The organism is Pseudomonas onubensis, from assembly GCF_965653655.1.
Lineage (GTDB): Bacteria > Pseudomonadota > Gammaproteobacteria > Pseudomonadales > Pseudomonadaceae > Aquipseudomonas.
This window is the reverse complement of record NZ_CBFHAZ010000090.1, coordinates 1-26,342: the sequence shown is the minus strand read 5'-3', so window position 1 is coordinate 26,342 and position 26,342 is coordinate 1. Positions and strand designations below refer to the sequence as shown.

Annotated in this window: 21 protein-coding genes; 4 read left to right on the top strand and 17 right to left on the bottom strand. The window is 61.2% G+C overall.

What is annotated here, in order from left to right:
* On the top strand, window positions 1–212 hold a 212-nt coding region (locus ACTD9P_RS23195), incomplete at its 5' end, for a hypothetical protein (protein WP_438869523.1).
* Between the two features lie 24 nt (window positions 213–236).
* On the opposite strand, the gene ACTD9P_RS23190 is transcribed toward ACTD9P_RS23195, so the two are convergent.
* The 8 genes from ACTD9P_RS23190 to ACTD9P_RS23155 all read right to left on the bottom strand — a co-directional run bounded on the left by ACTD9P_RS23190 (window position 237) and on the right by ACTD9P_RS23155 (window position 8,924).
* Complete coding sequence (locus tag ACTD9P_RS23190; protein ID WP_438869522.1) at window positions 237–1,121, bottom strand: glycosyltransferase; 885 nt, start codon at window positions 1,119–1,121, stop codon at window positions 237–239.
* On the bottom strand, window positions 1,118–2,272 hold the full coding sequence (locus ACTD9P_RS23185; RefSeq protein WP_438869521.1) for a glycosyltransferase family 4 protein: 1,155 nt from the start codon (window positions 2,270–2,272) through the stop codon (window positions 1,118–1,120). Before ACTD9P_RS23185 ends, ACTD9P_RS23190 begins: the two co-directional genes overlap by 4 nt.
* Complete coding sequence (locus ACTD9P_RS23180) at window positions 2,269–3,153, bottom strand: DUF6625 family protein (protein ID WP_438869520.1); 885 nt, start codon at window positions 3,151–3,153, stop codon at window positions 2,269–2,271. Before ACTD9P_RS23180 ends, ACTD9P_RS23185 begins: the two co-directional genes overlap by 4 nt.
* Before the next feature lie 58 nt (window positions 3,154–3,211).
* Window positions 3,212–4,627, bottom strand: a complete 1,416-nt coding sequence (locus tag ACTD9P_RS23175; RefSeq protein ID WP_438869519.1) for a PIG-L family deacetylase — start codon at window positions 4,625–4,627, stop codon at window positions 3,212–3,214.
* Window positions 4,624–5,520 (bottom strand): GNAT family N-acetyltransferase, encoded by an 897-nt coding sequence (locus tag ACTD9P_RS23170; RefSeq protein WP_438869518.1) that lies wholly within the window; start codon window positions 5,518–5,520, stop codon window positions 4,624–4,626. Before ACTD9P_RS23170 ends, ACTD9P_RS23175 begins: the two co-directional genes overlap by 4 nt.
* Complete coding sequence (locus ACTD9P_RS23165; RefSeq protein ID WP_438869516.1) at window positions 5,520–6,650, bottom strand: glycosyltransferase; 1,131 nt, start codon at window positions 6,648–6,650, stop codon at window positions 5,520–5,522. Before ACTD9P_RS23165 ends, ACTD9P_RS23170 begins: the two co-directional genes overlap by 1 nt.
* Entirely contained in the window at window positions 6,634–8,391 is a 1,758-nt protein-coding gene (locus ACTD9P_RS23160) for a carbamoyltransferase family protein (RefSeq protein WP_438869515.1), read from the bottom strand. Before ACTD9P_RS23160 ends, ACTD9P_RS23165 begins: the two co-directional genes overlap by 17 nt.
* 197 nt (window positions 8,392–8,588) lie before the next feature.
* Window positions 8,589–8,924, bottom strand: a complete 336-nt coding sequence (locus ACTD9P_RS23155; protein WP_438869514.1) for a YceK/YidQ family lipoprotein — start codon at window positions 8,922–8,924, stop codon at window positions 8,589–8,591.
* 176 nt (window positions 8,925–9,100) lie between these two features.
* Between ACTD9P_RS23155 and ACTD9P_RS23150 the strand changes: the two genes are divergently transcribed.
* The gene (locus ACTD9P_RS23150) at window positions 9,101–11,182 is read left to right on the top strand and encodes a TonB-dependent receptor family protein (protein ID WP_438869513.1); all 2,082 of its coding nucleotides are present in this window, start codon (window positions 9,101–9,103) and stop codon (window positions 11,180–11,182) included.
* 143 nt (window positions 11,183–11,325) lie between these two features.
* Here the strand turns inward: ACTD9P_RS23150 and ACTD9P_RS23145 are convergent, their stop codons facing one another.
* The 8 genes from ACTD9P_RS23145 to glnE form a co-directional block, all read right to left on the bottom strand.
* Window positions 11,326–12,768 carry a lipopolysaccharide kinase InaA family protein gene (locus ACTD9P_RS23145; protein ID WP_438869512.1) on the bottom strand — a complete coding sequence of 481 codons (1,443 nt, stop codon included), beginning with the start codon at window positions 12,766–12,768 and terminating at the stop codon, window positions 11,326–11,328.
* Entirely contained in the window at window positions 12,768–13,520 is a 753-nt protein-coding gene (locus ACTD9P_RS23140) for a lipopolysaccharide kinase InaA family protein (RefSeq protein WP_438869511.1), read from the bottom strand. Before ACTD9P_RS23140 ends, ACTD9P_RS23145 begins: the two co-directional genes overlap by 1 nt.
* Window positions 13,517–14,251, bottom strand: coding sequence for a lipopolysaccharide kinase InaA family protein (locus ACTD9P_RS23135; protein WP_138817155.1), 735 nt, complete (start codon window positions 14,249–14,251; stop codon window positions 13,517–13,519). Before ACTD9P_RS23135 ends, ACTD9P_RS23140 begins: the two co-directional genes overlap by 4 nt.
* Window positions 14,251–15,057: a lipopolysaccharide core heptose(I) kinase RfaP gene (gene rfaP / locus ACTD9P_RS23130; RefSeq protein ID WP_438869510.1), complete on the bottom strand. Its 807-nt coding sequence runs from the start codon at window positions 15,055–15,057 to the stop codon at window positions 14,251–14,253. The genes ACTD9P_RS23135 and rfaP overlap by 1 nt, the downstream gene beginning before the upstream one ends.
* On the bottom strand, window positions 15,054–16,178 hold the full coding sequence (locus tag ACTD9P_RS23125) for a glycosyltransferase family 4 protein (protein WP_438869509.1): 1,125 nt from the start codon (window positions 16,176–16,178) through the stop codon (window positions 15,054–15,056). The genes rfaP and ACTD9P_RS23125 overlap by 4 nt, the downstream gene beginning before the upstream one ends.
* Window positions 16,178–17,239 (bottom strand): lipopolysaccharide heptosyltransferase I, encoded by a 1,062-nt coding sequence (waaC, locus tag ACTD9P_RS23120; RefSeq protein ID WP_438869508.1) that lies wholly within the window; start codon window positions 17,237–17,239, stop codon window positions 16,178–16,180. Before waaC ends, ACTD9P_RS23125 begins: the two co-directional genes overlap by 1 nt.
* A 1-nt stretch (window position 17,240) precedes the next feature.
* Entirely contained in the window at window positions 17,241–18,275 is a 1,035-nt protein-coding gene (gene waaF, locus ACTD9P_RS23115; RefSeq protein WP_438869507.1) for a lipopolysaccharide heptosyltransferase II, read from the bottom strand.
* 220 nt (window positions 18,276–18,495) lie between these two features.
* On the bottom strand, window positions 18,496–21,435 hold the full coding sequence (gene glnE, locus ACTD9P_RS23110) for a bifunctional [glutamate--ammonia ligase]-adenylyl-L-tyrosine phosphorylase/[glutamate--ammonia-ligase] adenylyltransferase (RefSeq protein WP_438869506.1): 2,940 nt from the start codon (window positions 21,433–21,435) through the stop codon (window positions 18,496–18,498).
* A gap of 383 nt (window positions 21,436–21,818) precedes the next feature.
* On the opposite strand from glnE, the gene aceE reads away from it, so the two are divergent.
* Both aceE and aceF read left to right on the top strand, forming a co-directional pair.
* Entirely contained in the window at window positions 21,819–24,464 is a 2,646-nt protein-coding gene (gene aceE, locus ACTD9P_RS23105) for a pyruvate dehydrogenase (acetyl-transferring), homodimeric type (RefSeq protein ID WP_138817161.1), read from the top strand.
* Between the two features lie 11 nt (window positions 24,465–24,475).
* The gene (gene aceF, locus ACTD9P_RS23100; RefSeq protein WP_438869505.1) at window positions 24,476–26,125 is read left to right on the top strand and encodes a dihydrolipoyllysine-residue acetyltransferase; all 1,650 of its coding nucleotides are present in this window, start codon (window positions 24,476–24,478) and stop codon (window positions 26,123–26,125) included.
* A gap of 105 nt (window positions 26,126–26,230) precedes the next feature.
* Here the strand turns inward: aceF and ACTD9P_RS23095 are convergent.
* A partial coding sequence (locus tag ACTD9P_RS23095) for a transposase (RefSeq protein WP_036984840.1) occupies window positions 26,231–26,342 on the bottom strand: 112 nt, incomplete at its 5' end.

Here is a 26,342-nt window from a genome sequence, read left to right as displayed (position 1 = left end):
TCCTTTTCGATGACGAAGTCAGCGGTCTTTTGATCTGCGCTTTTGATCTTGATCTGAAATCGCCCCGTCAAACACGATGGCCGGAATCTGACAGGGATTTGGGGGCTAAACCGGCAGGGATGCCGGTGCCGCAGCAACGAATATGTACACCACCAAAAGCCGCCATCGCAGGCAAGCCAGCTCCCACATCTAGATCGCGGCACACACGGTGAAGGTGTGCTGCCCTGATCCTGGTATCAGTCTTTTTCCAGCGGGGAAAAATACAGGCGGGCCAAGCCGCGCCACGTCTTCTTGTTCCAGGCCCGAAACGGGATCTGCGCCAGCAGCTCTCGCGCCAACGCACGGTTGCGGTTGGAGGTCTTGAGGAACATGGAGCTGAGGAACTTGTAACGCACCTCGTCATACAGCGGGTGATCACTGAACAACGCGTATGAGCGCAGGATGTTATCGATCATGAATCGATGATTCTTGTACGAATTGGTCGCGTGCTTGCGGTAGCGCGCCATCACCACGTTCAAGCCGTCGATGAAGTACCCAGCGTGGGTGATCTTCAGTTCGATCAGCAAATCTTCCAGGCGGATCTGCGGGTCAAACCCGCCGACCTTTTCCAGCGCTTCACGCCGGATCATCAGCGTAGGCGCCGGCGGGTAAGGTTTGCGCTCCAGGAACATGTCGTCGAAATCCAGGCGTCGAAACGGCACGTCACGGCGCTGGCGCTTCTCCGGGAACAACTCGCCCTGGGAGTCAATCAGCTCGATATTGCCCGCGCAGATACCCACCTCAGGCTTGCCATCCATATAGGCCACCTGGGTCGCAATGCGCTCGGGCATCATGATGTCGTCCGAACCGAACGGCACAATCAGCGGCCCCTGGGACCGGGCAATCGCGCCATTGAGGGTGTTGGTCAGCCCCTGGTTCTGCTGCACACGAAAGTCGAACCGGTGATGCTCCTGCAGACGGCGGATGCGCTCGACACTGTCGTCAGTCGAGCCATCGTCCACTACCAGCAGCTCGATATTGGGATAGGTCTGGTTCAACACACTGAGGATGCTTTCCTCAATGTAGGGAGCATGGTTATACGACGCAATGATCACCGTGACCAAGGGCTGACTCTGGTTCATACATTCTTCCCGGGTGCTTGAGCCAAGCCTGAATCAATCAGCTCCAGGTATTCCTGGCGGAATACCTCAATGTCATGTTGCGCCTGAAGGTACTGGTAGGCCTGCTCGCCTTTTTGTGCGAGTGCCTCGTCGGACAGCGCCAGGTAAGTGTCCAGCGCCTGGGTCAGTTGGGGCACGTTGGCCGGCTCCACTGCCAGGCCACCGGCGCCTTCGATCAACGGCAGCATGGCCGGCACGCTGGAGGCAATCACCGGCAGGCGGCCGCTCATGCCTTCCAGCAATGCCAAACCCAGGCCTTCTGCGAGCGAAGGCATTGCCCAAATGTCAAAGGCTCGCACGTATTGCAGCGCGTTTTCCTTGAAGCCCAACAGGTGCACGCGTCCGCCCAGGCCAAGGCTCTGGATTTGCGCAGCCAGGTTGGCCTCTTCGCGCCCGGCGCCAATGATGGCCAGCTGCGCGATGGGGTATTTATCTTTCAGCGCCGCAAACGCCTGCAACAAGTAGGTGTGGCCTTTGACCGGCACCAGCCGGCCCAAGGCGCCGATCAACCGTACCGAAGGGTCGATGCCCAGCAACTCACGCGCACGCGTGCGTGAATGCTGCAAGCCTTCGGCCTGCTCGATGTCGATGGCGTTGGTAATCGCGTAGGTATTCTGGTCGGTAAACCCGCACTGGCAATCGAGCAGGTACTGCTTGACCGCCGGCGACACGCCGACAAAGCGCCAGTGCGCATCGATCCAGCGCTGCGCCTGCTTGCGGCGGTAGAGACGGTCATACTCGCCAAAACCGTGGGAGATGCCAATGCACAACGGGATCTTCAACCAACGGTTGAGCTGCAACATCATGTTGACCGGCTTGAAGCGGTTGCACACCACCACGTCGAACTGTTCGCGGCGGCAGAACTTATACAGCTGCCACATGGCGCGCAGTCGCAAGCCTTTGAGCGACTTGTCGGAAAACTCGAAGTAGACCGACTTGGCAGCCCGGCTGACCGGCTCCCCAGGCGCTGGCTTGCCACGCAGGAACGCGGCGGTGACCTCGTAGCGCTCGGCAGGCAATGCCTTGACGATCTGCTCGGCCAGGTCGGCAAAGTCATGGGATTTAACATTGTAGTCAGGCTGCAGTTGCAGGACCTTGAAACGCCGACTCATAACTCTCCTCGATGGAAACCTGTGGCATCAACCACCCAGGTTGTTTCAGCCGCCAGCGTCTCGACGTACTCGGCGTCAGGCTCCGGTAGCAACGGCCACTGATTACGCTTCCAACAGACAAAATGAAAATACGGAAATTCCCGCTCACCATCCCTGTCATTGGTCAGCCGCCCCTTGTTCCAGAACCATTGGTGCGGGAAGCGCTCACTGCCGTCGTGCCATTTGATCACACCACCGGGCGTACTGAACGCCTCGGTGAACTCACTGCGCCGACGCCAGGGGTTGAACTTGCCGACCAACTCGAACAGCGGCTTGGGGAAATTCTTGCGCCACAGGAAAATCCGGCTGAAGGCGCCTTCATCCAGCGCATGATGCGCCTGATCGGTGAAACGCGCCTCCCAATCCTTGATCTGCATGAACGCATGCCGCTTCCTGGGCGTGTTACGCATCAGGCACAAATGCCCGGCTACCCGCCGCTCATGGGTTGAAAACAAGTCATAGCTGGCCAACCGCTCGGCGGTGAAATACTCGCGCAGGTTGCCGTAGATCAGGTCAAGATCGCCAAACGCCCAGAAATCGTAGCCGGTGAGGCGGTCAGCGTGGATATGCCCCAGCGCCGGCTTGATGTCACACAGTTTGTACGGCGCCTGGGGCGCAAAGTTGATGTATAGCCGCTGGGAAACCAGCGCGCAGTAATCGGCAAAGGTGATGCTTTCGATACGAACATTATCCGGCACATTCGCCGGCATCGGGCAGTCGCTGAACAGCAACCAATCGACATCGGCGTTGTGGCGGCAGCTTTCGAGAAAAAACGGCATCCAGAATGGCCAGCGGCCAAAGTAAGGAATAATAAAAAGGATGCGGGGGCACGGATTGCTCACGGGGGACTCACTGTCATTTTGTACTGGGGCGCGCTGCGCGCCACCACGTCGCTAAACGTTACTTGTGCTTGATGAACCAAAAGAGTTCATGGCGCCGAATGGCCTTGCGGAAAAACTCGTTCTCACCCCACGGCGAGACGACCCTGCCCGCCAGCAGACGCTGTATGACCCGCCGCACCCGCCGCTTGAACGGCATCCGCGGCTGCAAGTCATGCATCATGCCCAGCGACATGGCCTTTTCACACTGCCGCTCCTCCGATACCGGCAGACAATATGGTTGCAAAATGTAAGTAGAATCGAAGCATGGCGGCAAAGCGACACTATTGCCCGAATCCCCCATCGGCCAGCGGTCGTTGTCATGCAGGTGGTTGGCGTAGCCGAGCAAGGTGGTCGGCTGCCATTCCAGGCCCTGCAAGGCTTCCAAAACGGCTTGCTGAGCGCAGATATGGTCAGGGTGCGGATCGATCACCGGATGCGGCAATACGATGACCTCAGGTCGTGCCATCAACAGCACGGCACGCAGGTCCGCCAGCAGGTTGTTCCAGGTCGGCTGGCCATCGGCATCCGCTGGCAGCGGGAACGGGTTGAATTGGCGGAACAGGCGGATATCGCTCAACTCGGCCTCCCGCGACGCAATGGCGCGCGCAGGCTCGGCTTTCATCGCTGCCAACTGCAGGCAAAAATACCCGAGCTGAACGCAGTGCTCCTGCGGCACGCCGGCCCAGCGCGGCACGGCGATACTGTCCCAGGCACGCAACCGGCCCTTGAGGCGCGCCGCTTCAGGCTTGCCCAGGCCCATGTGCTGATAATGCTCGGCTTCGATCTCTCCGGCGGTCAGCGTCACGATCCAGGGCTGTGCTGCCTGGCGGTACAGGCCAAAGGCAGCCAGCTCGGCATCGTCGGCATGCGGCGCAATCACCATCACCCGCTGCTGACGCACATCCGGCTGGCGGAACACCGACAGCACAGGCTCACCCTGTACCCGGCAAAACCGGCCACGCAACAGCAACTGCCCCGCCAGCAACGCTTGCGCCTGGCCGGTGAGGTTGAGGTAGCGCAGGCCGTTGACGCCGCGCTCGAACACTTGGCGGTCGCCGCCCGGCAAGGCGACATACGGGTCGATAAAACGTCCCAGCAGGTTGCTCTTGAGCCGCAGTGCGAGGATCAAGGTCTCATCGCCCGCCAGCTCCAGCGCCTGGCCCAGCACCAGCCGGCCCGCATCCAAAGTCACCTTGGGCTGTTCGGTATCGGCGGCAAATTGATACTGGTAGTCGTCCTTGGGCGAGTAAAACAGATGGTCGGCAAACCAGGCTTCATGGGCCACCCAAGCCAGCACTGCCAACAGCAGCGGCAACCACCAGGCCACCAGTACACCCACTGCAATCAGTACCAGCAGGCTGACCAGCAGCCCGATGCGCTTATTGCGGCGATGGCGCTTGAGCAGCGCCTGCTTGCGGCTGGTCGAGGCACTCATACGGTGAACACCGGCACGGGGTTGCACCAACGGTCCTTGTATTCGCGGTCGGCGCGGCCAAACGAAAAGCGCAACGGCTTGCCGACTTCCCGCGCCTGTTCCCAGGCACTTTGCGTATTGAGGAAGCTCAGCACGCTGCCGGGGCTGAACGCGCGGGTTTCGGGGTCTACGCCGCCATTGATATATTCGACGCTGACCCACTGCGGCGCTTCAACGCGATACACCAATTGCACAGCAATCGGCGCATCGTTGAGGAAAATCACCGAACCGATCAGCCACTCACGCAACAGCTCGATCACCTGCGCCATGTGCGCGGCACCGGTGGCCGCGAAGCCCCAGCGGCGCTGGAACAGGTCGCAGTAGATCGCCGCCAGCTCGGCGCTGGAGAAGTCCTGCACCGGCCGCACCACACCGCCCGCCTCTTCCAGCAGGCGCAATTCACGGCGCTGGTTATAGCGAAACTTTTTTGACAGTTCTTCAGGCGTGCGCGCCATGGCCAACTGTTCGGCCTGGAGTTTGATGCCGGCAAAGCGGCCTTCATTCAGGGCCGACAGGTAACGCGCGCGATGGCGCAGCGGCGCCAGGGCATCGGCGGCGGCGGGCAGGATCAACTCGGCATTACCGAGGTCGAACAAGCCTTTTTTGCCGTTGCGCTTGAGCACGTCTTTGGACAACGCCAGGTCGCGCCCCCAAGTTGCAATGCAGGCTTTAAGCTCGCCGCCCTGCTCCCAGGCCAGATAGCGCACTGGAATCTCGGCCAGCCCGGCCAGACGCTCGACCACCTGCGGATGGGTGGCGACACTGCCGCCAAAACGCTGCCAGGCGTCGCTGTAGGTCGGCGCGTCAACCACCGACCAACCGCGCTCGCGAAAGCCTTGGAATCGATTGAGCATCAAGCCCTCGCGGTCAGTTCGGTGATAGCAGGCAACTGCCAGAAAGTCTCGCGCACCGCCTGATCCGAAAACTGCTGATGCAGGCGCTCAAGCATCATCTCGGCGCACTGCTGGTGTTGCTGACGGTCCATCGCGGCCAAATGCCGAAGGCCCTGACCCAAGTGATCGGCATCGCCAAACGGAAACAGGATGCCCACGCCTTCAACCACTTCCCGCGCGCCGCCACACGCCGTGGCGAGCAGCGGCACGCCGGCGGCCATGGCCTCCAGCAGCACCATGCCGAACGGCTCATGGTCAGAGCTCAGGGCAAAGACGTCGAACGCACGGAAATACCGGCGCGCATCCGGCACCTGGCCGAGGAACAGTACGTGCTCGGCAATGCCCAGCTCGCGCGCCAGCGACTTGAGGTCTTTCTCCAGGCGGCCGGTGCCGAGGATCGCCAACCGGCTCTGCGCCGGTAAATGCGGCAAGGCCAGGGCAAAGCCTTTGAGCAAGGTGGCTTGGTCCTTGTCCGGGTGCAGGCGGCCGACGTTGCCGACCACCCACTCATCCGGCGACAGCCCCAAGGCATCGCGCGCCTCATCGGCCGGCACCTGCAACGCTTGCAGAGCCTGGACATCGATGCGGTTATACAAGGTCTGGATGCGTGCCGCCGGCCAGGCTGGCAGGCAGCGGCGCATATCGTCGCGCACCGCGTCAGACACACCGAGCAGGCTCAGGCGCTTGCTGAAAATCGAGGCAAACAGCTTGCGGCTGCGGCGCTGATAATCACCAAAGGCGTGATGCACGCCGATCACTGGCAGGCGCGTACCGAGCAAGGCGATGTAGATCGGCTTGAAGCGGTGGGCAATGCACAAGCTGAAGTTGCGCGACGCGGCGATTTTGCGCAGTTCACGGATGGCGCCCAGCTTGAGGCCACGAATGGCCTTGGAGCTGAACTCCATGAACAGCACTTCATCAGAGGCGCAACCGGCGGCCACATCGGGGTCGGCGACCCCGGTGAGAAACACCGTGGTCACCTTGTAGCCTGTGCCTGCGAACAGGCTGGCGTACTGCCGCGCGCAGTCCAGGAACGGCCCGTCATAGCCGTGGCAGAACTGCAGGACGTGGCGTTCAGCCGACCGAGTCATAAGGGTCCACGCCGTCTTTGACGACCAGGATGTCTTCCATGATCAGGTACTGCAGGTCGGAGCCGAAGAACATGTCCAGCGCGTCTTTCGGCGAGCAGATCATCGCTTCGCCACGACGGTTGAGCGAGGTGTTCAGCGATACGCCGTTGCCGGTCAATACTTCCAGCTCTTTCATCATGTCGTAGTAACGCGGGTTGTATTCGCGCTTGAGCACCTGGGCGCGGGAGGTGCCATCTTCATGGACCACTTCCGGTACGCGGGTTTTCCACTCTTCGGACACTTCAAAGGTGAAGGTCATGAACGGCGCCGGGTGATCGACCTTGATCATCTGTGGGGCCACGGTGTCGAGCATCGACGGGCAGAAAGGCCTCCAGCGCTCGCGGAACTTGATCTGGTGGTTGATGCGGTCAGCCACGCCGGTAGCGCTAGGGCAACCGATGATCGAACGACCGCCCAACGCACGCGGGCCGAACTCCATGCGGCCCTGGAACCAGGCCACCGGGTTGCCGTCGACCATGATCCTGGCGATGCGCTTGGGCATGTTTTCGATCTTGCGCCATACCGGCTTGCTTTCGTGCTTGGCGCACGCGGCAATCACGTCTTCGTTGCTGTAGGACGGGCCGAGATAGACGTGTTCCATCTTCTCCACCGGCACACCACGGGCGTGGGACACATAGGCCGCCGCGCCAACCGCGGTGCCGGCATCGCCGGACGCCGGCTGCACAAACAGCTCTTTAACGTCATCGCGGGCAATGATCTTCTGGTTCAGTTTGACGTTCAGCGCGCAACCACCGGCGAACGCCAGCTTGCCGCTGTCCTTGAGGATGTCGCCCAGGTAGTGGTCGATCATCTGCAAGGCCAGTTTCTCGAACAGCGCCTGCATGCTGGCTGCGTAGTGGATGTACGGCTCGTCGGCGATGTCGCCTTCGCGCTTGGGACCCAGCCACTCGATCAGTTTTGGCGAGAAGTAGAAACCCTTGCCCTTCTCTTTATAACGACGCAGGCCGATGACGTTGGCGTAGTCGGTGTTGATCACCAACTCGCCGTTTTCAAACGAGGCCAGGCGCGAGAAATCGTACTTGCTGGCATCGCCATACGGCGCCATACCCATGACCTTGAACTCGCCGTCGAGCATCTCGAAACCGAGGAACTCGGTGATCGCACCGTACAGGCCACCCAGGGAGTCCGGATCGTAGAATTCCTTGATCTTGTGGATCTTGCCGTTTTCGCCGTAGCCGAAGAACGTGGTGGCGTACTCACCTTTGCCGTCGATGCCCAGGATCGCGGTTTTTTCCTGGAAACCCGAGCAGTGGTAAGCGCTGGAGGCGTGGGCCAGGTGGTGTTCAACCGGTTCGATCTTGATTTTCTTCGGATCGAAGCCCAGTTGCTCCAGGCACCAGACGATCTTGTTGCGATAGCGCTTGTAGCGACGGTTGCCCATCAGGATCGCGTCAAGGGCGCGGTCCGGGGCGTACCAGTAACGCTTGGCGTAGTGCCAGCGCGCCTCGCCGAACAGGCTGATCGGGGCGAACGGGATCGCCACCACGTCAACGTCGGAAGGCTTGATGCCGGCTTGTTCCAGGCAGAACTTCGCCGATTCGTAGGGCATGCGGTTCTTTGCATGTTTGTCGCGTACGAAGCGCTCTTCTTCGGCGGCCGCGATCAGCTTGCCGTCGATATACAGGGCTGCGGAGGGATCATGGCTAAGGGCGCCGGACAGGCCAAGAATCGTCAATGCCACTGGGGTCTAGCCTCTTTTAGTCTGCATGCAGGCGGGTTGCGCCTGAAAAAAGTGTGCCTCCCGCCTGAGCGAGAAACAGCTAAAGGGCGGGATTATAACTTAAAAGCAGCAGGAAGCTGTTAGCGGCAAGCGGCAAGCGGGTTACGGGTAGATCTCGATGCTGCCATCCTTGCTTTGGCGCACGATGATCCCCGTGGCTATGAGCGACCGGGGCGCCAGTAAATGCCCATATTGCCCAGCGTGCCCTGCTGGTAGATCGTGTAGGGCAGCACCACGGTATCAACAATACCCGAGGCGGCCATATCCGCCAGTATCACCGGCACCAGTACGCCCGTGATGTCCGGGGGCGCGTTGAGCAGGCAAAAGTTGAACGCCAGGCCGCTGTAGGCACGGGGAATGGACTCGCAGTAGGTTTTCTGTTTGCGCAACTCGCGGGTCGCTGACAGGTCATCGCGAAAAACCGTGTTAACGGTTCCGCACCCACTTAATGCCAATGAAAACACCCCCAGTGCAGCCGCCAGTTTTGTGCCCATGGCCAACCCCTCGAATAGTCGTCAGCCACGCTAGCATCGGGATGCTGTGAGCTCCCAGATCACGATGTCCCAATGTTTCGTGGGAAATTTCCCGAGCAACAGCACTAACCAACTGGTTAAACTCTCGCCTCTTTTGCGCGTTTACAGCGTTAAGCGCCACAGATTCCGGCTGACTGATGAAAACCCTCGCCCGCTTTACCCTTCTGCTGCCCGGCCTGTTCGCCGTGTGCGAAACCGCCCTGGCTGAAGACACCGCCCTGGTCCTCGACCCCAGCGTGGTCACCGGCTCGCGCAGCGCCAGCCCGACGTTCGACTTGCCCTATTCAGTCGACAGCATCAGCCATGAGCAAATCAGCGACGGCCAACTCGGCATTAACGCCTCCGAAGCCCTGTCCCGCGTACCAGGCCTGGTGGTACAGAACCGCCAGAACTATGCCCAGGACCTGCAGATTTCCTCGCGCGGCTTCGGCGCGCGCTCGGCGTTTGGCGTGCGCGGCCTCAAGTTGATCGCCGACGGCATCCCGGCCAGCACCCCGGACGGCCAGGGCCAGGCGGCCACCTTCAACCTCGACACCGCCGAGCGCATCGAAGTGCTGCGCGGCCCGGCCGCCACCTTGTATGGCAGCAATGCCGGCGGCGTGATCCAGATGTTTTCCCGCGACGGCGAAGGCCCGCCGCGCATCGGTGCCGAAACCCTGGTGGGCAGCGATGGTTTGAACAAAAACCACCTCACCGCCGAAGGCGCGGCGAACGGCGCAGGTTTTGTGCTCGACGCCTCGCGCATGGACACCGATGGTTATCGCGACCACAGCAGCGCCCGGCGTGACCAGACCTTTGCCAAGCTCAATTTTCAGCCGGATGACGACAGCAAGTTGGCGCTGATCTATAGCAGCCTGGAGCAGAACGGCACGCAGGATCCGCTGGGGCAAACCTGGGAAGCCTACAAAGCCGATCCGCGCTCGGTCGCGCCGGCGGCATTGCAGTACAACACGCGCAAAAGCATCGATCATCAGCAGTTGGGCCTGAATTACGAGCGCTATATCGGCGATGCGACGCTGCAGGTGAATGCGTACACCGGGCGCAGGAGCGTGATTCAGTACCTGTCGATTCCGGGCGGCACGCCCTCTGACAAGCGCGGCGGGGTGGTGGACTTCGACCGCAAATTCTACGGCGGCTCGGTCCACTGGTTGCGACCCATCACCAGCGCCCCAGGCGAACTGACCCTGATCACCGGCCTCGATTACGACCGCAGCCAGGATGACCGCCAAGGCTATTCCAACACCCTGGATGGCGTGCACGGCGTCAAAGGCGCCTTGGGCCGCGATGAAATCGACACCGCCACCAGCCTCGACCCGTTCGTGCAAGCCAACTGGCTGCTGGGCGACTGGACGCTGCAAGCCGGCCTGCGCCACAGCAGCATGAAGATGGAGGTGGACGACCACTTCACCAGCGACGGCAATTACAGCGGCAGCAAGACCTACCAGAAAAACACGCCTTCGGTCAGCGTGATGTACGCCTTCACGCCGGACCTGCATGGCTATGTGAGCGCGGGCAAAGGCTTCGAAACCCCGACCCAGGCCGAGTCGGCCTATTCGAGTACTGCCAACGGCTTTAACTTTGCGCTCAAGCCGTCGGTGAGCAAGCAGTATGAAGTCGGCCTGAAAGCCAAGCTTGGCCAGGACACGCGCCTCAACGCTGCGCTATTCCAGATCACGACTGACGACGAGTTGGTCGTGCAGCAATCCAGTGGTGGTCGCACCACCTACCAGAACGCCGGCAAAACCCTGCGCCGAGGTTTCGAGCTGGGCCTGGAAAGCCAACTCAGCGAACAGTGGAGCACCACCCTCGCGTACACCCGCCTGCAAGCGACCTACGACAGCGACTTTACCAACAGCGGCAAGGCTATCGGCAAGGGCAACTACCTGCCCGGCGTACCGCAAACCACCCTCTTCGCCGAGCTGAACTGGAAACCCCGCGACTGGGTCAGCACCGCCCTCGAAGGCATGTACCGCAGCAAGGTCTACGTCGAAGACACCAACCAGCAACGCGCCGCGCCGGGCTACAGCGTGTTCAACTGGCGGGCACGCTTCGAACAGAAGGTGGAGCACTGGACCTTTCACCAGACGCTGCGCCTGGATAACTTGCTGGATCGCCAGTATGTCGGTTCAGTGATTGTTGGCGACGGCAACTTCCGCTACTACGAAGCGGCGCCGGGAAGGTCCTGGTATGCGGGGGCTGGGGCTGAATACCAGTTCTGATGATCGGGCTGATCGTTCCAACGCTCCGCGTGGGAATGCATCCCGTGACGCTCCGCGTCACCTTGCACGTGGCTTGAGGAGCGGGACGCAGAGCGTCCGGGTCGGCATTCCCACGCAGAGCGCAGGAACGATCAACGCAACGATCATTGCACCTGCTTGGGCAAACGCGCATCGATCAGTTGGTACAGCGCACTGCTCTCAGACCAGTTACGCATAAACCGCGCGCGGTCCTTGGCGAACGCCGGTGCGAAGCTTGCGGCCGAGCCGTGCTGGCACATGGCGTCCAGGTCGATCAACGCCCAGCGATCCTCGGCCCAGAACAGGTTATGGCCCTTGAAATCACCATGGCTGATCCGCTCGCGGATCAGTTCGGCGAACAAATGGTCCAGGGCCAGCAGTTCATTCTCGGGCGCATCGCCCTGCTCAACATACGGCGCGAAACGCTCGATGATGTCCGGCCCCGGCAGGTATTCAGTCACCAGGTAAGCCCGGCTGCGCAGCCACAAAAAGCGCTTTTCCAGCACGGCCAGCGGCTTGGGCGTGGCGATGCCAAGAAACGCCAGGCGGTTGCCCTCGCGCCATGAATGCCAGGCCCGGCTGGGGCGCCAGAAGCGCTTGAGCCAATGGGCAAACCCCTTGATGTTATAGCGCTTGATCACCAGCGGCCGACCGCCCGCTTCGACCTTGGCAACCGTGGCCGCACCACCGGTTTTATACAAATGGCCCTGGTCGAGCAGCGCGTCGGCCTGCTCCAGCACCGGCAGCATCGCCGCCTCTTCCTCGCGGCGAATCGCACGCAAGGCAAAGGCGCCACGCACCACGCTGAACAGCGTGCATTCACGGCCGACCTTGTTCAAAAAGTCTTTCAAGCGCCAGGCACTGACTTTGCGCACCTGTTTTTCCAGGGCTTGCAGCGGCAAGGCGTGCTCGCCGTTGCCCAGCAGGTAGTACACCAGCAATTCTTCGGTGAACGGCTCGAGGTTTTTCGGCAACTGGGCGAAGAACACACCAAGGTTTTCCAGCACCCGGTTGCGCGACAGCGGCTTGCCCGCCTCTTCAACACGAATCCCGGCGCCGTCGATCAGGTACAGCTTACCGTCCTGGCGCAGCAGGTTGTCCAGGTGCAGGTCTTCCTGCCACAAGCCTTTGGCGTGCATCTGCGCAATCGCGCCCAACGCCTCGGCGAGTACAGCGGTTTGTTCGTCCGCCAATGGCGGCAAACCTTCGACCGCCTGCCAGGCATCGGCGAGGCTTTCGGCACCTTCGATAAAGTCAAACAGCAGCCAGCCGCCCTCGCCTTCCTGCAAGCCATCGGCCAGCAACTGTGGCGTGGTCAGGCCCTGTTCGGCCAGCAGGCGCACGCCACTGAGTTCGCGCTGAAAATGCCGCGCGGCCTTGCTGCCCACCAGCAATTTGGCCAACACCGGGCGGCCGCGCCAGACGGCGGCGCCCACGTAGCGTTCGCCCGGCAACACGCGCAACAGGTTAAGCAGTTGCAACTGGCCGGTGCCTGCGGCGTCGGCCAATTCGAGGGTCAGCGGCAGCTCAGGCGTGCGGCCGGCTTTTTTCAGTTCGGACAAGCGCATCAGCGCTTCTCCTTGTGGCTGCGCCGGGCCGTCAGGCGCTCGAACCAGGCACCCACCAGCGTGCTGTCTTCAGGCTGATCCAGATACGCCGCCAGCAGTTGCCGCACTTGCGCATCCGACCACTGCGGCGCACGGCGCAGCAATGGCTCCAAGTCCTTGACCCGATCACGCCGGCCGAACAACAGCGGGCGGGTTTTCTCCAGGTCGATCAACTGCGCGGCATAACCCTCTCCGAGCGGTTGCAGAAAAATATGCTTGGGATAAAAACAGCCATGCACTTGACCCACGCTGTGCAGGTGGCGCGCCAGCTGACCGCAGGCCAGCAGGATCGCACGGTGCTGGGCGTCACTCAGTTGCGGCCATTGTTCGAGCAATGAGTCCAGGTCATTCCAGCCGTCCAGGGCTCGGGTCAGCAACATCGCGCGGCGCTCGCCTTCAACCTTGCGCTCACCGAAAAACGCCGCCTGCAACGCCGGAATGCCCAGCTTGCGGTAGCGGCTGATATTGCGGAACTCGCGGGCAAACGTCGGCTCGCCAAACGGCTTGCTCAGCGTGCGCGTCAGGTAGTTGCTCTGGCGCTTGAGGTAGTAACCCTGGCCTTCAAGCTCCAGGCGAAACACACTGCTCCAGCCGCCGTCGCTGGTATTGGGTTCATCCACCGCGTCCAGTTGCCTGGCCCACAGCGCATCGAAGTCAGCCAGGCCGTGGCGCGCAAGCAATGCGCGATCATCGGCCGCCAGGAAATCAGTCATTCGCGCCCCTCGAAAAACTTCACCACATGGCGGATTCGTTGTTTGTCCGAAGCCGTCAGGTGCGTGCGTTGGCGGTATTGCATGTAGAAGCGCAGGCGCTGGGTGGCCGACAAGTGATACTTGGCGACTTTATCCAGGCAGGCCAGGTCTTTGGTAATACGGTACTTGAGCCAGAAACCGCGCCAGAAATCGCCGTTGGGGCAATCGATCAGGTACAGCGTGCGGTTATCGTCAACCAGCAGGTTGCGCCACTTCAAGTCGTTATGGGTAAAACGGTGCTCGTGCATCGTGCGCGTGTATTCGGCGAGCTGGCGGCTGATCACATTGACCCATTGGGGGTCTTTCAAGCACGGATCGTTACGATCGGCCAGCACCGACAGGTCTTCGGTCTTGGGCAGCTCACGGGTGATCATCGCACCACGCGCATACGCCAGACCCTTGCGCTCAAGGCCCCAGGCCACCACATCGGCGGTGGGAATTCCCCACTTGGCGAAGCGTTTGAGGTTCTGCCATTCGGACTTCACCCGAGGTTTGCCCAGGTAACGGCGCAGGCCCTTGCCGGCACCGACGTAGCGTTTGACGTAGTAATTGACCCCGCCACGCTCCACCCGAATCACTTCCGACAAGGGGTCGCGCGTCAGTCGCTCACCCTGCAAGGCAAACACCGCCTCCAGGCTGCCAAAGTCATCCGCCAGGGCGGCGTAAGCAGGTTCCAGGTTCCAACCCGCCATCAGATCGCATCCCCCAGGCGTTGCTTGCGCGCATACAGCTTGTCGGCCTTGCGCTGCAACAGGCTCAGGGACGCCGACTGCTCGGCCAGGATCTGGCGCAGCGGCTGGCGGAAGTAGCCTTTGAGAAAGCGCAGTTTGTCGCGCTGGGTCAAACCGATGTCCAGCGCCGAGTAGTACAGCGCGGACAAGTCCTTGTCGCGCCAGCGCAGCGGCAAGTGCGCGCGCAATTGGGCACGGTGCAGGTCGATCACTGAAAGCTTGATGGTGCGCGCATCGATTGGCTGGGCAGTGTCCAGCAGAAAGTGGCACAGGTAGCAGTCGCGGTGGTTGACGCCGCCACGGTGCATGTCGCCGACCATGCGTGCCAGTTCGGCGGTGAGCGCATGGCGCAATGCCGACGCAGGCGGCTCGGCCACCCAGTTGACGGTCAGGTCTTCCAGGCTGATGGTCGGGGCCAGTTCTTCGGTGATGATGAACGAGTGCTGGTCCGCCGGGTTGCTGCCTTTTTCACCGAAAGCCACGCCGGTCATGGTCGGCACACCCAGTTCCTGCAGACGGTGGATGGCCGACCATTCCAGGCCGGCACCGAGCACCGGCAACTTGGCGGTGATCAGGTTCTTGAAGATCTCGCCCCAACCGATGCCACGGTGGATTTTCACGAAATACGGGCGGCCCTCCACCTCGGTACGCAAGGTGCGACGCGCCGCCAGTTCACGAAATACCTGGCCTTGCAGTTTCTCGACTTCGGCGAAGGCATCACGCCCGGCCCATAACGTCTTGAACGGTTCGGCAAGAATCAACTTCATCGTTTCGGCTCCGCCAGAATCACATCTGCCGCGTGCTGCGGCATGCTGTAGAGGTCGGCCGTCTCGGCGAAGGCCAACCCATTGCGGCCCCAGGCCGCGCGCTGTGCAGTGTCGGTAAGCATCTGGGCCAAGTACTGGTTGAGCTGCGCTTGTTCAAACGGCTCATCCAGCACCAACCCGCTGTCGGCTTCAGCAATGTAGTGGGCATACCCACACACCGCCGAGACCAGCACCGGCAACCCGGCCACCAGGGCTTCGAGCAACACGGTACCGGTATTTTCGTTGTACGCCGGGTGAATCAAAAGGTCGGCACCCAGCAGGAAACGCGGGATATCGCTGCGGCCCTTGAGGAACTGCACGTTATCGCCCAGCCCCAACGTGGCGCTCTGCAATTGGAATACTTTGGGGTCGTCCTGGCCAATTACAAACAGGCGCGTGCGTTTTTTAAGCTCGGCCGGTAGCGCGGCCACGGCCTTGAGGCTGCGGTCGACGCCCTTGGTCTTGAAGCCGGAACCGATTTGCACCAGCAGCAACTCGTCGTCACGCAGGTTGAATTCCTTGCGGAAACCTTCGCGAATTTCAGCCGCATTCGGCGGCGCGCGGCGGTCCTGGGCAATGCCCGGCGGCAGCAAATGGAAGCGTTCCAGCGGTGTGTCGTAATGCTTGATGAACAGCGGTTGCTGCACTTCGGAAATCATCAACACTTCGGTCTTGGCGTCTTTGGCGAACACCGCACGTTCGTACTCGGCAAAGTGCTTGTAACGGCCAAAGCTTTTGTACAGCGAGTGACGCAGGTTTTGCGCCTTGTCTTCAAAGCAGCCGTCGGCGGCGTAATACACGTCCAGGCCGGGCATTTTGTTGAAGCCGATCAAACGGTCCACCGGGCGCTTGGCCAGGTCGGCTTCCATCCAGGCCAACAGCTTCTCGTTGCGCCGATGGTTGAAGAACGCCTTGACCGGCGCCACCAGCACTTCAAAGCCGGGCGGAATGTCGCCTTCCCAGATCAGCGTGTAGACCCGAATCGTATGGCCGCGCTGCTGGCACTCCAGGGCGATGCGCATGAAGTCGCGCTGCAGGCCACCGAAGGGGAAATATTTGTACAAAACAAAAGCCAGTTGCATCAGTGCAGCTCCTCAGCCAATAACAACGTGCTCAGTCGGTTTGCCACACGCTCAGGGTTCAAGCGCGTGAAGCACAGGGGCGATTCGCGCTTGATGTCGAACCGACGCAGGTCGTCGGCCGTCGGTTGATAGGTACAGGTTTTTTGCAGGCACGGCGCGCACGGGAAGTCGCTGGCCAAGTGAATCTGGCCCTTGCCGTAGGCGCCGGTAAGGCCTGGATTGGTGGGGCCGAACAGGGAGATGGTCGGCACATCCAACGCGGCGGCCAAATGCCCCAGGCCAGTATCCACCGCGACACAGGCGCGGGCACCGGCCAGCACACGGGCGACGCCGGCCAGGTTGAGCTTGGGCAGCACTTCGGCGTTTTGCAGGCCTTGGGCCAAACGTTCGGCACGGGCTTTTTCGGCGGCATTGCCCCATGGCAATTTCACGTCCACGCCCAGGCGGCCCATGCGTTCGGCCAGCTCACGCCAGTAGGCTTCGGGCCAGTGCTTGGTGTCCCAGGTGGTGCCGTGCAGCAGCAATACAAAGGGTTTTTTCGGCGGCAGGCCGAGCAACTTGTCGACGCTCAGGCCATAGTCGCCCAGGCCTTTGGGCAAGTCATAACCCAGCGCCACGGCGAACAGCTGGCGCAAGCGTTCTACCGCGTGCTGCCCACGCGCCACGGCCAGGCGGCGCGAGTAGAAACGCGCGGCCAGCGGCTCACGGGCAGAATTTTTATCAAAGCCGGCCACCGGCGCGCGTACATAACGCGTCAACCAGGCGCTTTTGAGCAGCCCTTGGGCATCGATCACCAAATCGTATTTGGTCGACTGCACGCTTTGCTTGAAGCGCCGCCATTCACCGCTCTTGATGGTTTGCCAAATGTTCTTGCGCCAGCGACGAATCGCCACCGGGATCACTTTGTCCACGGCCGGGTGCCAGGTGGGAATCTCGGCAAAGCCTTCTTCCACCACCCAGTCAAAGCGGATGCCAGGGATCGCCCGCGCCGCGTCGGTCAATGCCGGCAACGCGTGGATCACATCGCCCAGGGATGAGGTCTTGACTACCAATACGCGCAAACTAGTGAACCTCAACCACAGAACCCTGCAACCGCTGCAAGGCTTCGTTCACCGGCTGCGGCAGCAACTGGCGCATGCAGTTGTAATGGCCAAAACGGCAGGTGCGCTCAAAGCACGGGCTGCAATCGAGACCCAGGCGCACCACTTCAACCTTGTCGGCCAAAGGCGGGGTAAAACCGGGCGACGTCGAGCCATATACCGCCACCAATGGGCGGTTCAGCGCGGCGGCCACGTGCATCAGGCCGGAGTCGTTGGAAACCACCGAGTCGGCGCAGGAGAGTAAATCGATAGCCTCGGCCAGCGACGTGTCGCCGCTGAGGTTCACCGCTTCTTCACGCAGGCCGGGGATCAGGCGCTGGCGAATGTCTTCGCCCACCGGGTGGTCCTTCTTCGAACCAAACAGCCACACCTGCCAGCCTTCGCGGATCTTCATCTCGGCGACCTTGGCGTAATGCTCCGATGGCCAGCGCTTGGACTCGCCAAACTCGGCGCCCGGGCACAGCGCCAGCACGGGACGGTCAAGCGCCAGGCCGAACTTGGCCAGCGCCGCGTCACGGCTCGCCGGATCGATCTGCAGGCTGGGGCGCGGGTACGGCGTGGGCAACTCGGCGCCGGGCTCGTAGGCCAGTGCCATGAAACGCTCGATCATCAGCGGGTAGCGCGCCTTGTCGAGGGTGCGCACGTCATTGAGCAACACGTAGCGAAACTCGCCACGCCAGCCGGTGCGCTTAGGGATGCCGGCAAAGTACGGCACCAGCGCCGACTTGAGCGAGTTGGGCAGCAAAATCGCCTGGTCGTACTGGCCGACCATGGATTTGCCGATGCGCCGGCGCGTTGCCAATTCGAGCGCGCCGTGGCCGAGCGGGAAGCTCAAGGCCGCGCGCACCTCGGGCATGCGCTCAAGAATCGGCCGGCTCCACTCAGGGGCGAGCACGTCGATTTGGCAGTCGGGATGGCGTTGCTTGAGGCACTGGAACAGTGTCTGCGCCATCACCATGTCACCGACCCAACTAGGCCCAACGATCAGAATATTCATGTAGTTTCCACAAACGATGCGGGGAGGCTTATGCCTCCCCGCATCGATAATGACTATAAGACCGGGTTTGTGTGAACACCGGTTTGTGTGGGAGCGGGCTTGCTCGCGAAGGCATCACCGCGGTCCGATAGACAGACCGCAGCGCCTGCTTCGCGAGCAAGCCCGCTCCCACATAAAGCCGGTTTCCACATCAGATCGGCGTCGCTCAATTCATCAAGTTTCAGCTTAACCCCAGTTCATTCCAGATGCGCTTCACCTGGCGCCGCTCGTCGGCGAACTGATCCCCGGCTACCGTGCCGGCCTCGTTTTGCAAGGCCTGGCGGTGCGCGGCGGAACGGTAGGCCTTATACACCTCACGCAACAGATGGGCATCGGCGGCGGGCATCAGCCCGACCTGCTCCAAGCCTTCCAGAATGCGGATATTGTCGGTATAGCGCAGCAACGATGGATGTTGCGCAGACCACGCCAAAGCGGCGTATTGCACCATAAATTCAATATCGACGATACCTCCGGCGTCTTGCTTGAGGTCGAACACGGTCGTCGGCTCGAAGGCATTCGCAGCCGTCCCGGCAGCCGTGGCCTTGGTGCCCAGGTTGTCGCGCATCTTGGCGCGCATCTCGCTGACCTCCTGGCGCAGCTTCGCCAAGTCACGTTCACGCCCCAGTACTTTAGCCCGGACGTGTTCAAACGCGTGGCCCACATCCTGGCTGCCCACCAGCACCCGCGCGCGGATCAGGGCCTGATGTTCCCAGGTCCAGGCTTCATTTTCCTGGTAGCGCTCAAACGCCCCAAGCGAGCTGACCAGCAAACCGGAGGCGCCGGAAGGTCGCAGGCGCATGTCCACTTCATACAATTGGCCGGAGTTGGTCTGGGTGGTGAGCAGGTGAATGATGCGCTGGCCCAGGCGCGTAAAGAACTGCGCGCCGTCGATGGGTTTGGCGCCATCGGTTTCGGCCTGCGGGTCGCCATCGTGAATGAACACCAGGTCAAGGTCCGAGCCATGCCCCAGCTCGATGCCGCCGACCTTGCCGTAACCGACAATGATGAACCCTGGGTCGCACAGACTGCCGTCCACCCGCTGTGGCGAGCCATGACGGGCAACCGTCTGGCGCCAGGCCAGGGCCAGCACTTGTTCGAGGATGGCTTCGGCGAGCCAGGTCAAATAGTCGCTGACCTTCATCAACGGCAGGCTACCGGCAATTTCCGAGGCGGCTACACGCAGGCGGTGGGCCAGTTTGAAGTGACGCAAGGCCTCCATCTGTTGCTCAAGGTCATCTTCGGGGATGCGTGTGAGGCGCTCACGCAGCTCAGCGGCGAGCTCCGGCGCCAAAGGCGGCTTGAACAGGCGGCCTTCGTTGAGCAACTCGTCGAGCAGCAGCGGGAAACGCGTGATTTGCTCGGCAATCCACGGGCTGGCAGCGCACAGCGTCAACAAGCGGCGCAGGGCGTCGGGGTTTTCGGTCAGCAGCACCAGGTAAGCAGAACGTCGCGCCACGGCTTCCACCAGCGGCAGCACGCGCTCGAGCACCAAGTCCGGGTTGGCGTGTTCGACGGCCTGGGCCAGCAGGCGCGGGATAAAGGCGTCGAGCCGCTCGCGACCGAGGCGCTGCATGGCGCGCAACTGCGGGCTGCCACGTAGGCCAGCCAGGGCTTTGAGGGCTTTGGGCGCGTCGGTAAAACCGCCCTCGGCCAGCTGGCGGCAAGCGGCGTCTTCGTCCTGGGACTCTTCCCACAACGGCAACCATTCCCCGCCCACCACCAGCTCGCTTTCTTCACCTTCTTCTTCGTCAGGATCAGCAATCACTTGACGGAAGTGCCAGTCCACCCGGCCACGCCAATACATCAGCCGCTCATGGAACGCGGCCCAGTCGGCGAAGCCCAGCATAAAGGCGATGCGCGCCTGGTCTTCCGGGCTGTCCGGCAACATTTGCGTCTGACGGTCGGCAATCGCCTGAATCGCGTGCTCGGTATAACGCAGGAATTCATAGCCATTGCGCAACTCCGCGATCACCGCAGGCGGCAAGTAGCCCTGGCCTTCAAGCGTGCCGAGCACCATGAGCAACGGACGCTGTTGCAGGCTCAGGTCGCGGCCACCGTGGATCAACTGGAACGCCTGGGCGATAAATTCCACTTCGCGGATGCCACCCGAGCCCAGCTTGATATTCTCGGCCATGCCCTTGCGCCGCACTTCCTGCTGGATCAGCTGCTTCATGGTGCGCAGCGCTTCAATCGCAGAAAAATCCAGGTAACGGCGGTAGACGAACGGGCGCAGCATATCCAGCAGTTGCGCACCGGCCACCTGGTCGCCGGCCACCACGCGCGCCTTGATCATGGCGTAGCGTTCCCAGTCGCGGCCTTGATCCTGGTAATACTGCTCCAGCGCATTGAAGCTGAGCACCAGCGCACCGGCGGAACCATAGGGCCGCAGGCGCATGTCGACACGGAACACAAACCCATCGACCGTCATCGGGTCGAGCGCCTTGATCAATTTTTGACCCAGGCGAATGAAAAACTCCTGGTTGTCCAGCGCGCGCTTCACGCCCACGGTTTCGCCGCCTTCGGGGTAGGCGAAGATCAGGTCGATGTCCGACGACAGGTTCAACTCCACCGCGCCGAGCTTGCCCATGCCGAGGATGACCATGTGCTGGGCTTCGCCGCTGCGTCGGCCGGTAGGCGTGCCGAACTGCACGCAGTGGCGCTGGTACAGCCACCGGTAAGCCTGGTCGATGCTGGCGTCGGCCATGTCGGAGAGGTCGCGACAGGTTTGCACCAGGTCCGCCTGTCGGGTCAGGTCGCGCCAGATAATGCGCACTTGCTGGCGCGTGCGTTGGCGGCGCAGCACCCGGCCCAACTCATCTTCTGTTTCGGCCTGTTGCACGGCACCGGCGATCTGGCTGCACAGCTCACCGGGCGCAAAGCCGCGGTCCAGCTCGCCCCAGGCCACCAGCTCAAGCAACATCAAAGGGTCACGAAGGCTCTGTTCAATGACGAAATCACTGGCGGCGCACACCCGGGCAAAGTCGGCCCACCGTTGCGGCGTCCACGCAGAAAGTCCATCATCGACGTCCAGCGCGGCCACTGCGTCACGAAATGACTGCTCGGCCCGCTGGGCGAAAGGCAAGAGAATGGCCGGCAGTTCGGCCAGCGTTGGAAGGCTCATGGTCTATCCTTGATCGGCGCGCAAAAGGCGTGTTGTTGTGAAGGCAAGAACCACGCTTGGTGAAGGACTGTCGAACAAAGGTTAGAAATAGCTGAAATTAATTTCATCTTGGCAGCCAACATCAAACTTTCACCTTTTCTTGTTCGCAAATGATCAACAATAACGATTATGCTCACCAGCCAGACCGAGCCATACGCTCAGTCTTGTGTAGTTTTACTACTCGTATATACATTCGAAAGGCTGAAATGGCCGACGATTTGTAGTAAAACTACAGGACGCCGAAGCAACCTTCGGCCATCCAAGAATTTATGTCGTCTGCCCACAAGGCCAGTCGCAAACTTCAGGCAACCGATTCTGGTAGCCTTTCCGCCCTGGAGCAAGCCATGCAAGACCTCGATCCCGTCGAAACCCAGGAATGGCTGGACGCCCTGGAATCGGTTCTCGACAAAGAAGGCGAAGACCGTGCTCACTATTTGATGACCCGTATGGGCGAACTCGCGACCCGCAGCGGCTCGCAATTGCCTTACGCCATCACCACGCCATACCGCAACACCATCCCCGTTACCCACGAAGCACGCATGCCTGGCGACCTGTTCATGGAACGCCGCATTCGCTCGCTGGTACGTTGGAACGCCATGGCGATGGTAATGCGCACGAACTTGAAAGATTCTGACCTGGGCGGTCACATCTCCAGCTTCGCTTCCAGCGCAACCCTGTATGACATCGGCTTCAACTACTTCTTCCAGGCCCCGACCGACGAACACGGCGGCGACCTGATCTACTTCCAGGGCCACACTTCGCCAGGCGTCTACGCCCGTGCGTTCATGGAAGGCCGCATCACCGAAGAACACATGAACAACTTCCGCCAGGAAGTGGACGGTAACGGCCTGTCGTCGTACCCGCACCCTTGGCTGATGCCTGATTTCTGGCAGTTCCCGACTGTGTCCATGGGCCTTGGCCCGATCCAGGCGATCTACCAGGCACGCTTCATGAAGTACCTGGAAGCGCGTGGCTTCATCCCTGAAGGCAAGCAGAAAGTCTGGTGCTTCCTGGGCGACGGCGAGTGTGACGAGCCGGAATCCCTGGGCGCCATCTCCCTGGCTGGCCGCGAGAAGCTCGACAACCTGATCTTCGTCATCAACTGCAACCTGCAGCGCCTAGACGGCCCGGTTCGCGGCAACGGCAAGATCATCCAGGAGCTCGAAGGCGTGTTCCGCGGTGCTCAGTGGAACGTGACCAAAGTTATCTGGGGCCGTTTCTGGGACCCACTGCTGGCCAAGGACGTCGACGGTATCCTGCAACGTCGCATGGACGAAGTCATCGACGGCGAGTATCAGAACTACAAAGCCAAAGACGGCGCGTTCGTACGTGAACACTTCTTCAACTCGCCAGAACTCAAGGCGATGGTTGCAGACCTGTCCGACGACGAGATCTGGAAACTCAACCGTGGCGGCCACGACCCGTACAAGGTCTACGCGGCGTACCACGAAGCGGTCAACCACAAAGAACAACCAACTGTCATCCTGGCCAAGACCATCAAAGGTTATGGCACCGGTGCCGGCGAAGCGAAGAACACCGCGCACAACACCAAGAAAGTTGATGTTGAAAGCCTGAAGCTGTTCCGCGATCGCTTCGACATCCCGGTCAAGGACGAGGAGCTGGAGAACCTGCCGTTCTTCAAGCCGGAGCCAAACAGCGCCGAAGCCCGCTACCTCAGCGAGCGTCGTACTGCACTGGGCGGTTTCGTGCCACAGCGCCGCGCCAAGTCTTTCGACATTCCTACACCGCCACTCGATACCCTCAAGGCTATCCTGGACGGCTCGGGCGACCGTGAAATCTCCACCACCATGGCTTTCGTGCGCATCCTGGCGCAATTGGTCAAGGACAAGGAAATCGGTTCGCGTATCGTCCCGATCATCCCGGACGAAGCCCGTACCTTCGGTATGGAAGGCATGTTCCGTCAGTTGGGCATCTACTCCTCCGTCGGCCAGCTCTACGAGCCAGTCGATAAAGACCAGGTGATGTTCTACAAGGAAGACAAGAAGGGCCAGATCCTCGAAGAAGGCATCAACGAAGCAGGCGCCATGAGCTCCTTCATCGCTGCCGGTACTTCGTACTCCAGCCACAACCAGCCGATGCTGCCGTTCTACATCTTCTACTCGATGTTCGGCTTCCAGCGTATCGGCGACCTGGCGTGGGCAGCAGGCGACAGCCGTACCCGTGGCTTCCTGATCGGCGGTACTGCCGGCCGGACCACGCTGAACGGCGAAGGCCTGCAACACGAAGACGGTCACAGCCACATCCTGGCTGCCACCATCCCGAACTGCCGCACCTTTGATCCAACCTACGGCTATGAGCTGGCGGTGATCATCCAGGACGGCATGAAGAAGATGACCGAAGAGCAGCAGGACGTTTTCTACTACATCACCGTGATGAACGAGTCCTACCAGCAACCTGCCATGCCGGCCGGTGTTGAAGAAGGCATCATCAAGGGCATGTACCTGCTCGAAGAAGACACCAAGGAAGCGGCGCACCACGTGCAACTGATGGGCTCCGGCACCATCCTGCGTGAAGTGCGTGAAGCGGCGAAGATCCTGCGTGAAGAGTTCAACGTCGGCGCTGACGTGTGGAGCGTTACCAGCTTCAACGAACTGCGTCGCGACGGCCTGGCGGTGGAGCGCAACAACCGCCTGCACCCAGGTCAGAAACCAGCCAAGAGCTACGTCGAAGAGTGCCTGGCCGGCCGTAAAGGTCCAGTCATTGCCTCTACCGACTACATGAAGCTGTTCGCTGAACAGATTCGCCAGTGGGTCCCGTCCAAGGAATTCAAAGTCCTGGGCACCGACGGTTTCGGCCGCAGTGACAGCCGCAAGAAGCTGCGTCACTTCTTCGAAGTTGACCGTCACTTCGTGGTGTTGGCAGCCCTGGAAGCCTTGGCTGACCGTGGTGAGATCGAACCCAAGGTGGTGGCTGACGCTATCGTCAAGTTCGGCATCAACCCGGAAAAACGCAACCCACTGGACTGCTGAGGAGATTTTTTGTGAGCGAACTCATTCGCGTACCTGACATCGGCAGCGGTGAAGGTGAAGTAATCGAGCTGTTTGTGAAGGTCGGCGACACCGTCGAAGCCGACCAGAGCATCCTGACCCTGGAGTCGGACAAGGCGAGCATGGAAATCCCTGCTCCCAAGGCCGGCGTGGTCAAGAGCCTGAAAGTGAAGCTGGGCGACCGCCTGAAAGAAGGCGACGAACTGCTGGAACTGGAAATCGAAGGTGCCGCTGATGCGGCCCCTGCGCCAGCCCCGGCTGCCGCTGCCGCACCCGCACCTGCTGCTGAAAAACCTGCTGCTGCCGAGGCTGCTCCAGCTCCGGCTGCCGCACCTGCCGCCGCCACTGTTCAGGACATTCATGTTCCGGACATCGGTTCGTCGGGCAAGGCCAAGATCATCGAGTTGCTGGTCAAGGTCGGCGACACCGTCGAAGCCGACCAGTCGCTGATCACCCTGGAGTCCGACAAGGCCTCCATGGAAATCCCTTCGCCGGCTGCCGGCGTGGTGGAAAGCATTGCGGTCAAGCTGGAAGACGAAGTCGGCACTGGTGACTTCATCCTCAAGCTCAAAGTACAAGGCGCTGCACCTGCTGCTGCGCCAGCACCGGCTGCTGCTCCGGCTGCCAAGGCTGAAGCTGCTCCGGCCGCTGCTGCACCTGCCGCACCTGCTGCAAAAGCCGAGGCCGCACCGGCCCCTGCGGCTGCCGCACCTGCGCCAAGCGGTGCCAAGGTTCACGCCGGCCCTGCCGTGCGTCAGCTGGCCCGTGAGTTCGGCGTTGAGCTCAACGCTGTGTCGGCCACCGGCCCACACGGTCGTGTGCTCAAGGAAGACGTGCAGGTTTACGTCAAAGCCATGATGCAGAAGGCCAAGGAAGCTCCGGCTGCCGGCGCTGCTACGGGCGGCTCGGGCATTCCACCGATCCCGGTCGTGGACTTCAGCCGCTTCGGCGAAACCGAAGAAGTGCCGATGACCCGCCTGATGCAAATCGGCGCGTCGAGCCTGCACCGCAGCTGGCTGAACATCCCGCACGTGACTCAGTTCGACCAGGCCGATATCACCGACCTGGAAGCTTTCCGTGTTGCGCAGAAAGCCGTGGCCGAAAAAGCCGGCGTGAAACTGACCGTGCTGCCACTGCTGCTCAAGGCGTGCGCGCACTTGCTCAAGGAACTGCCGGACTTCAACAGTTCGCTGGCACCAAGCGGCAAGGCGATCATTCGCAAGAAGTACGTGAACGTAGGTTTCGCGGTGGATACCCCGGACGGCCTGCTGGTTCCTGTGATCAAGAACGTTGATCAGAAGAGCCTGCTGCAACTCGCCGCTGAAGCTGCTGCGCTGGCTGCCAAGGCCCGCGACAAGAAGCTCACCGCCGACGACATGCAAGGCGCCTGCTTCACCATCTCCAGCCTCGGTCACATTGGCGGCACTGGCTTCACGCCAATCGTCAACGCGCCGGAAGTGGCGATCCTGGGTGTGTCCAAGGCCACTATCCAGCCTGTGTGGGACGGTAAAGCGTTCCAACCGAAGCTGATGCTGCCGCTGTCGTTGTCCTACGATCACCGCGTGATCAACGGCGCTGCTGCTGCCCGCTTCACGCAGCGTCTGAGCCAGCTGCTCAACGACATCCGCACCATCTTGCTGTAAGTCTCAACAGGCCTTCCCTTCACAGGGAAGGCCTGGCAGCACCGATTTCCGAGCGCCACGCTCGTACCTCAACCCCGCCACTTGGCGGGGCTTTTTTTTGGTTCTTCACGGATTACCGGGAAAGACGCTCTTGATCTTCATGAAAAAGAACTCGCTATCCCGGTAACCGTACGCCATCCGCTTAATGACCTTTATTCGATTGTTTATCCCTTCCAGT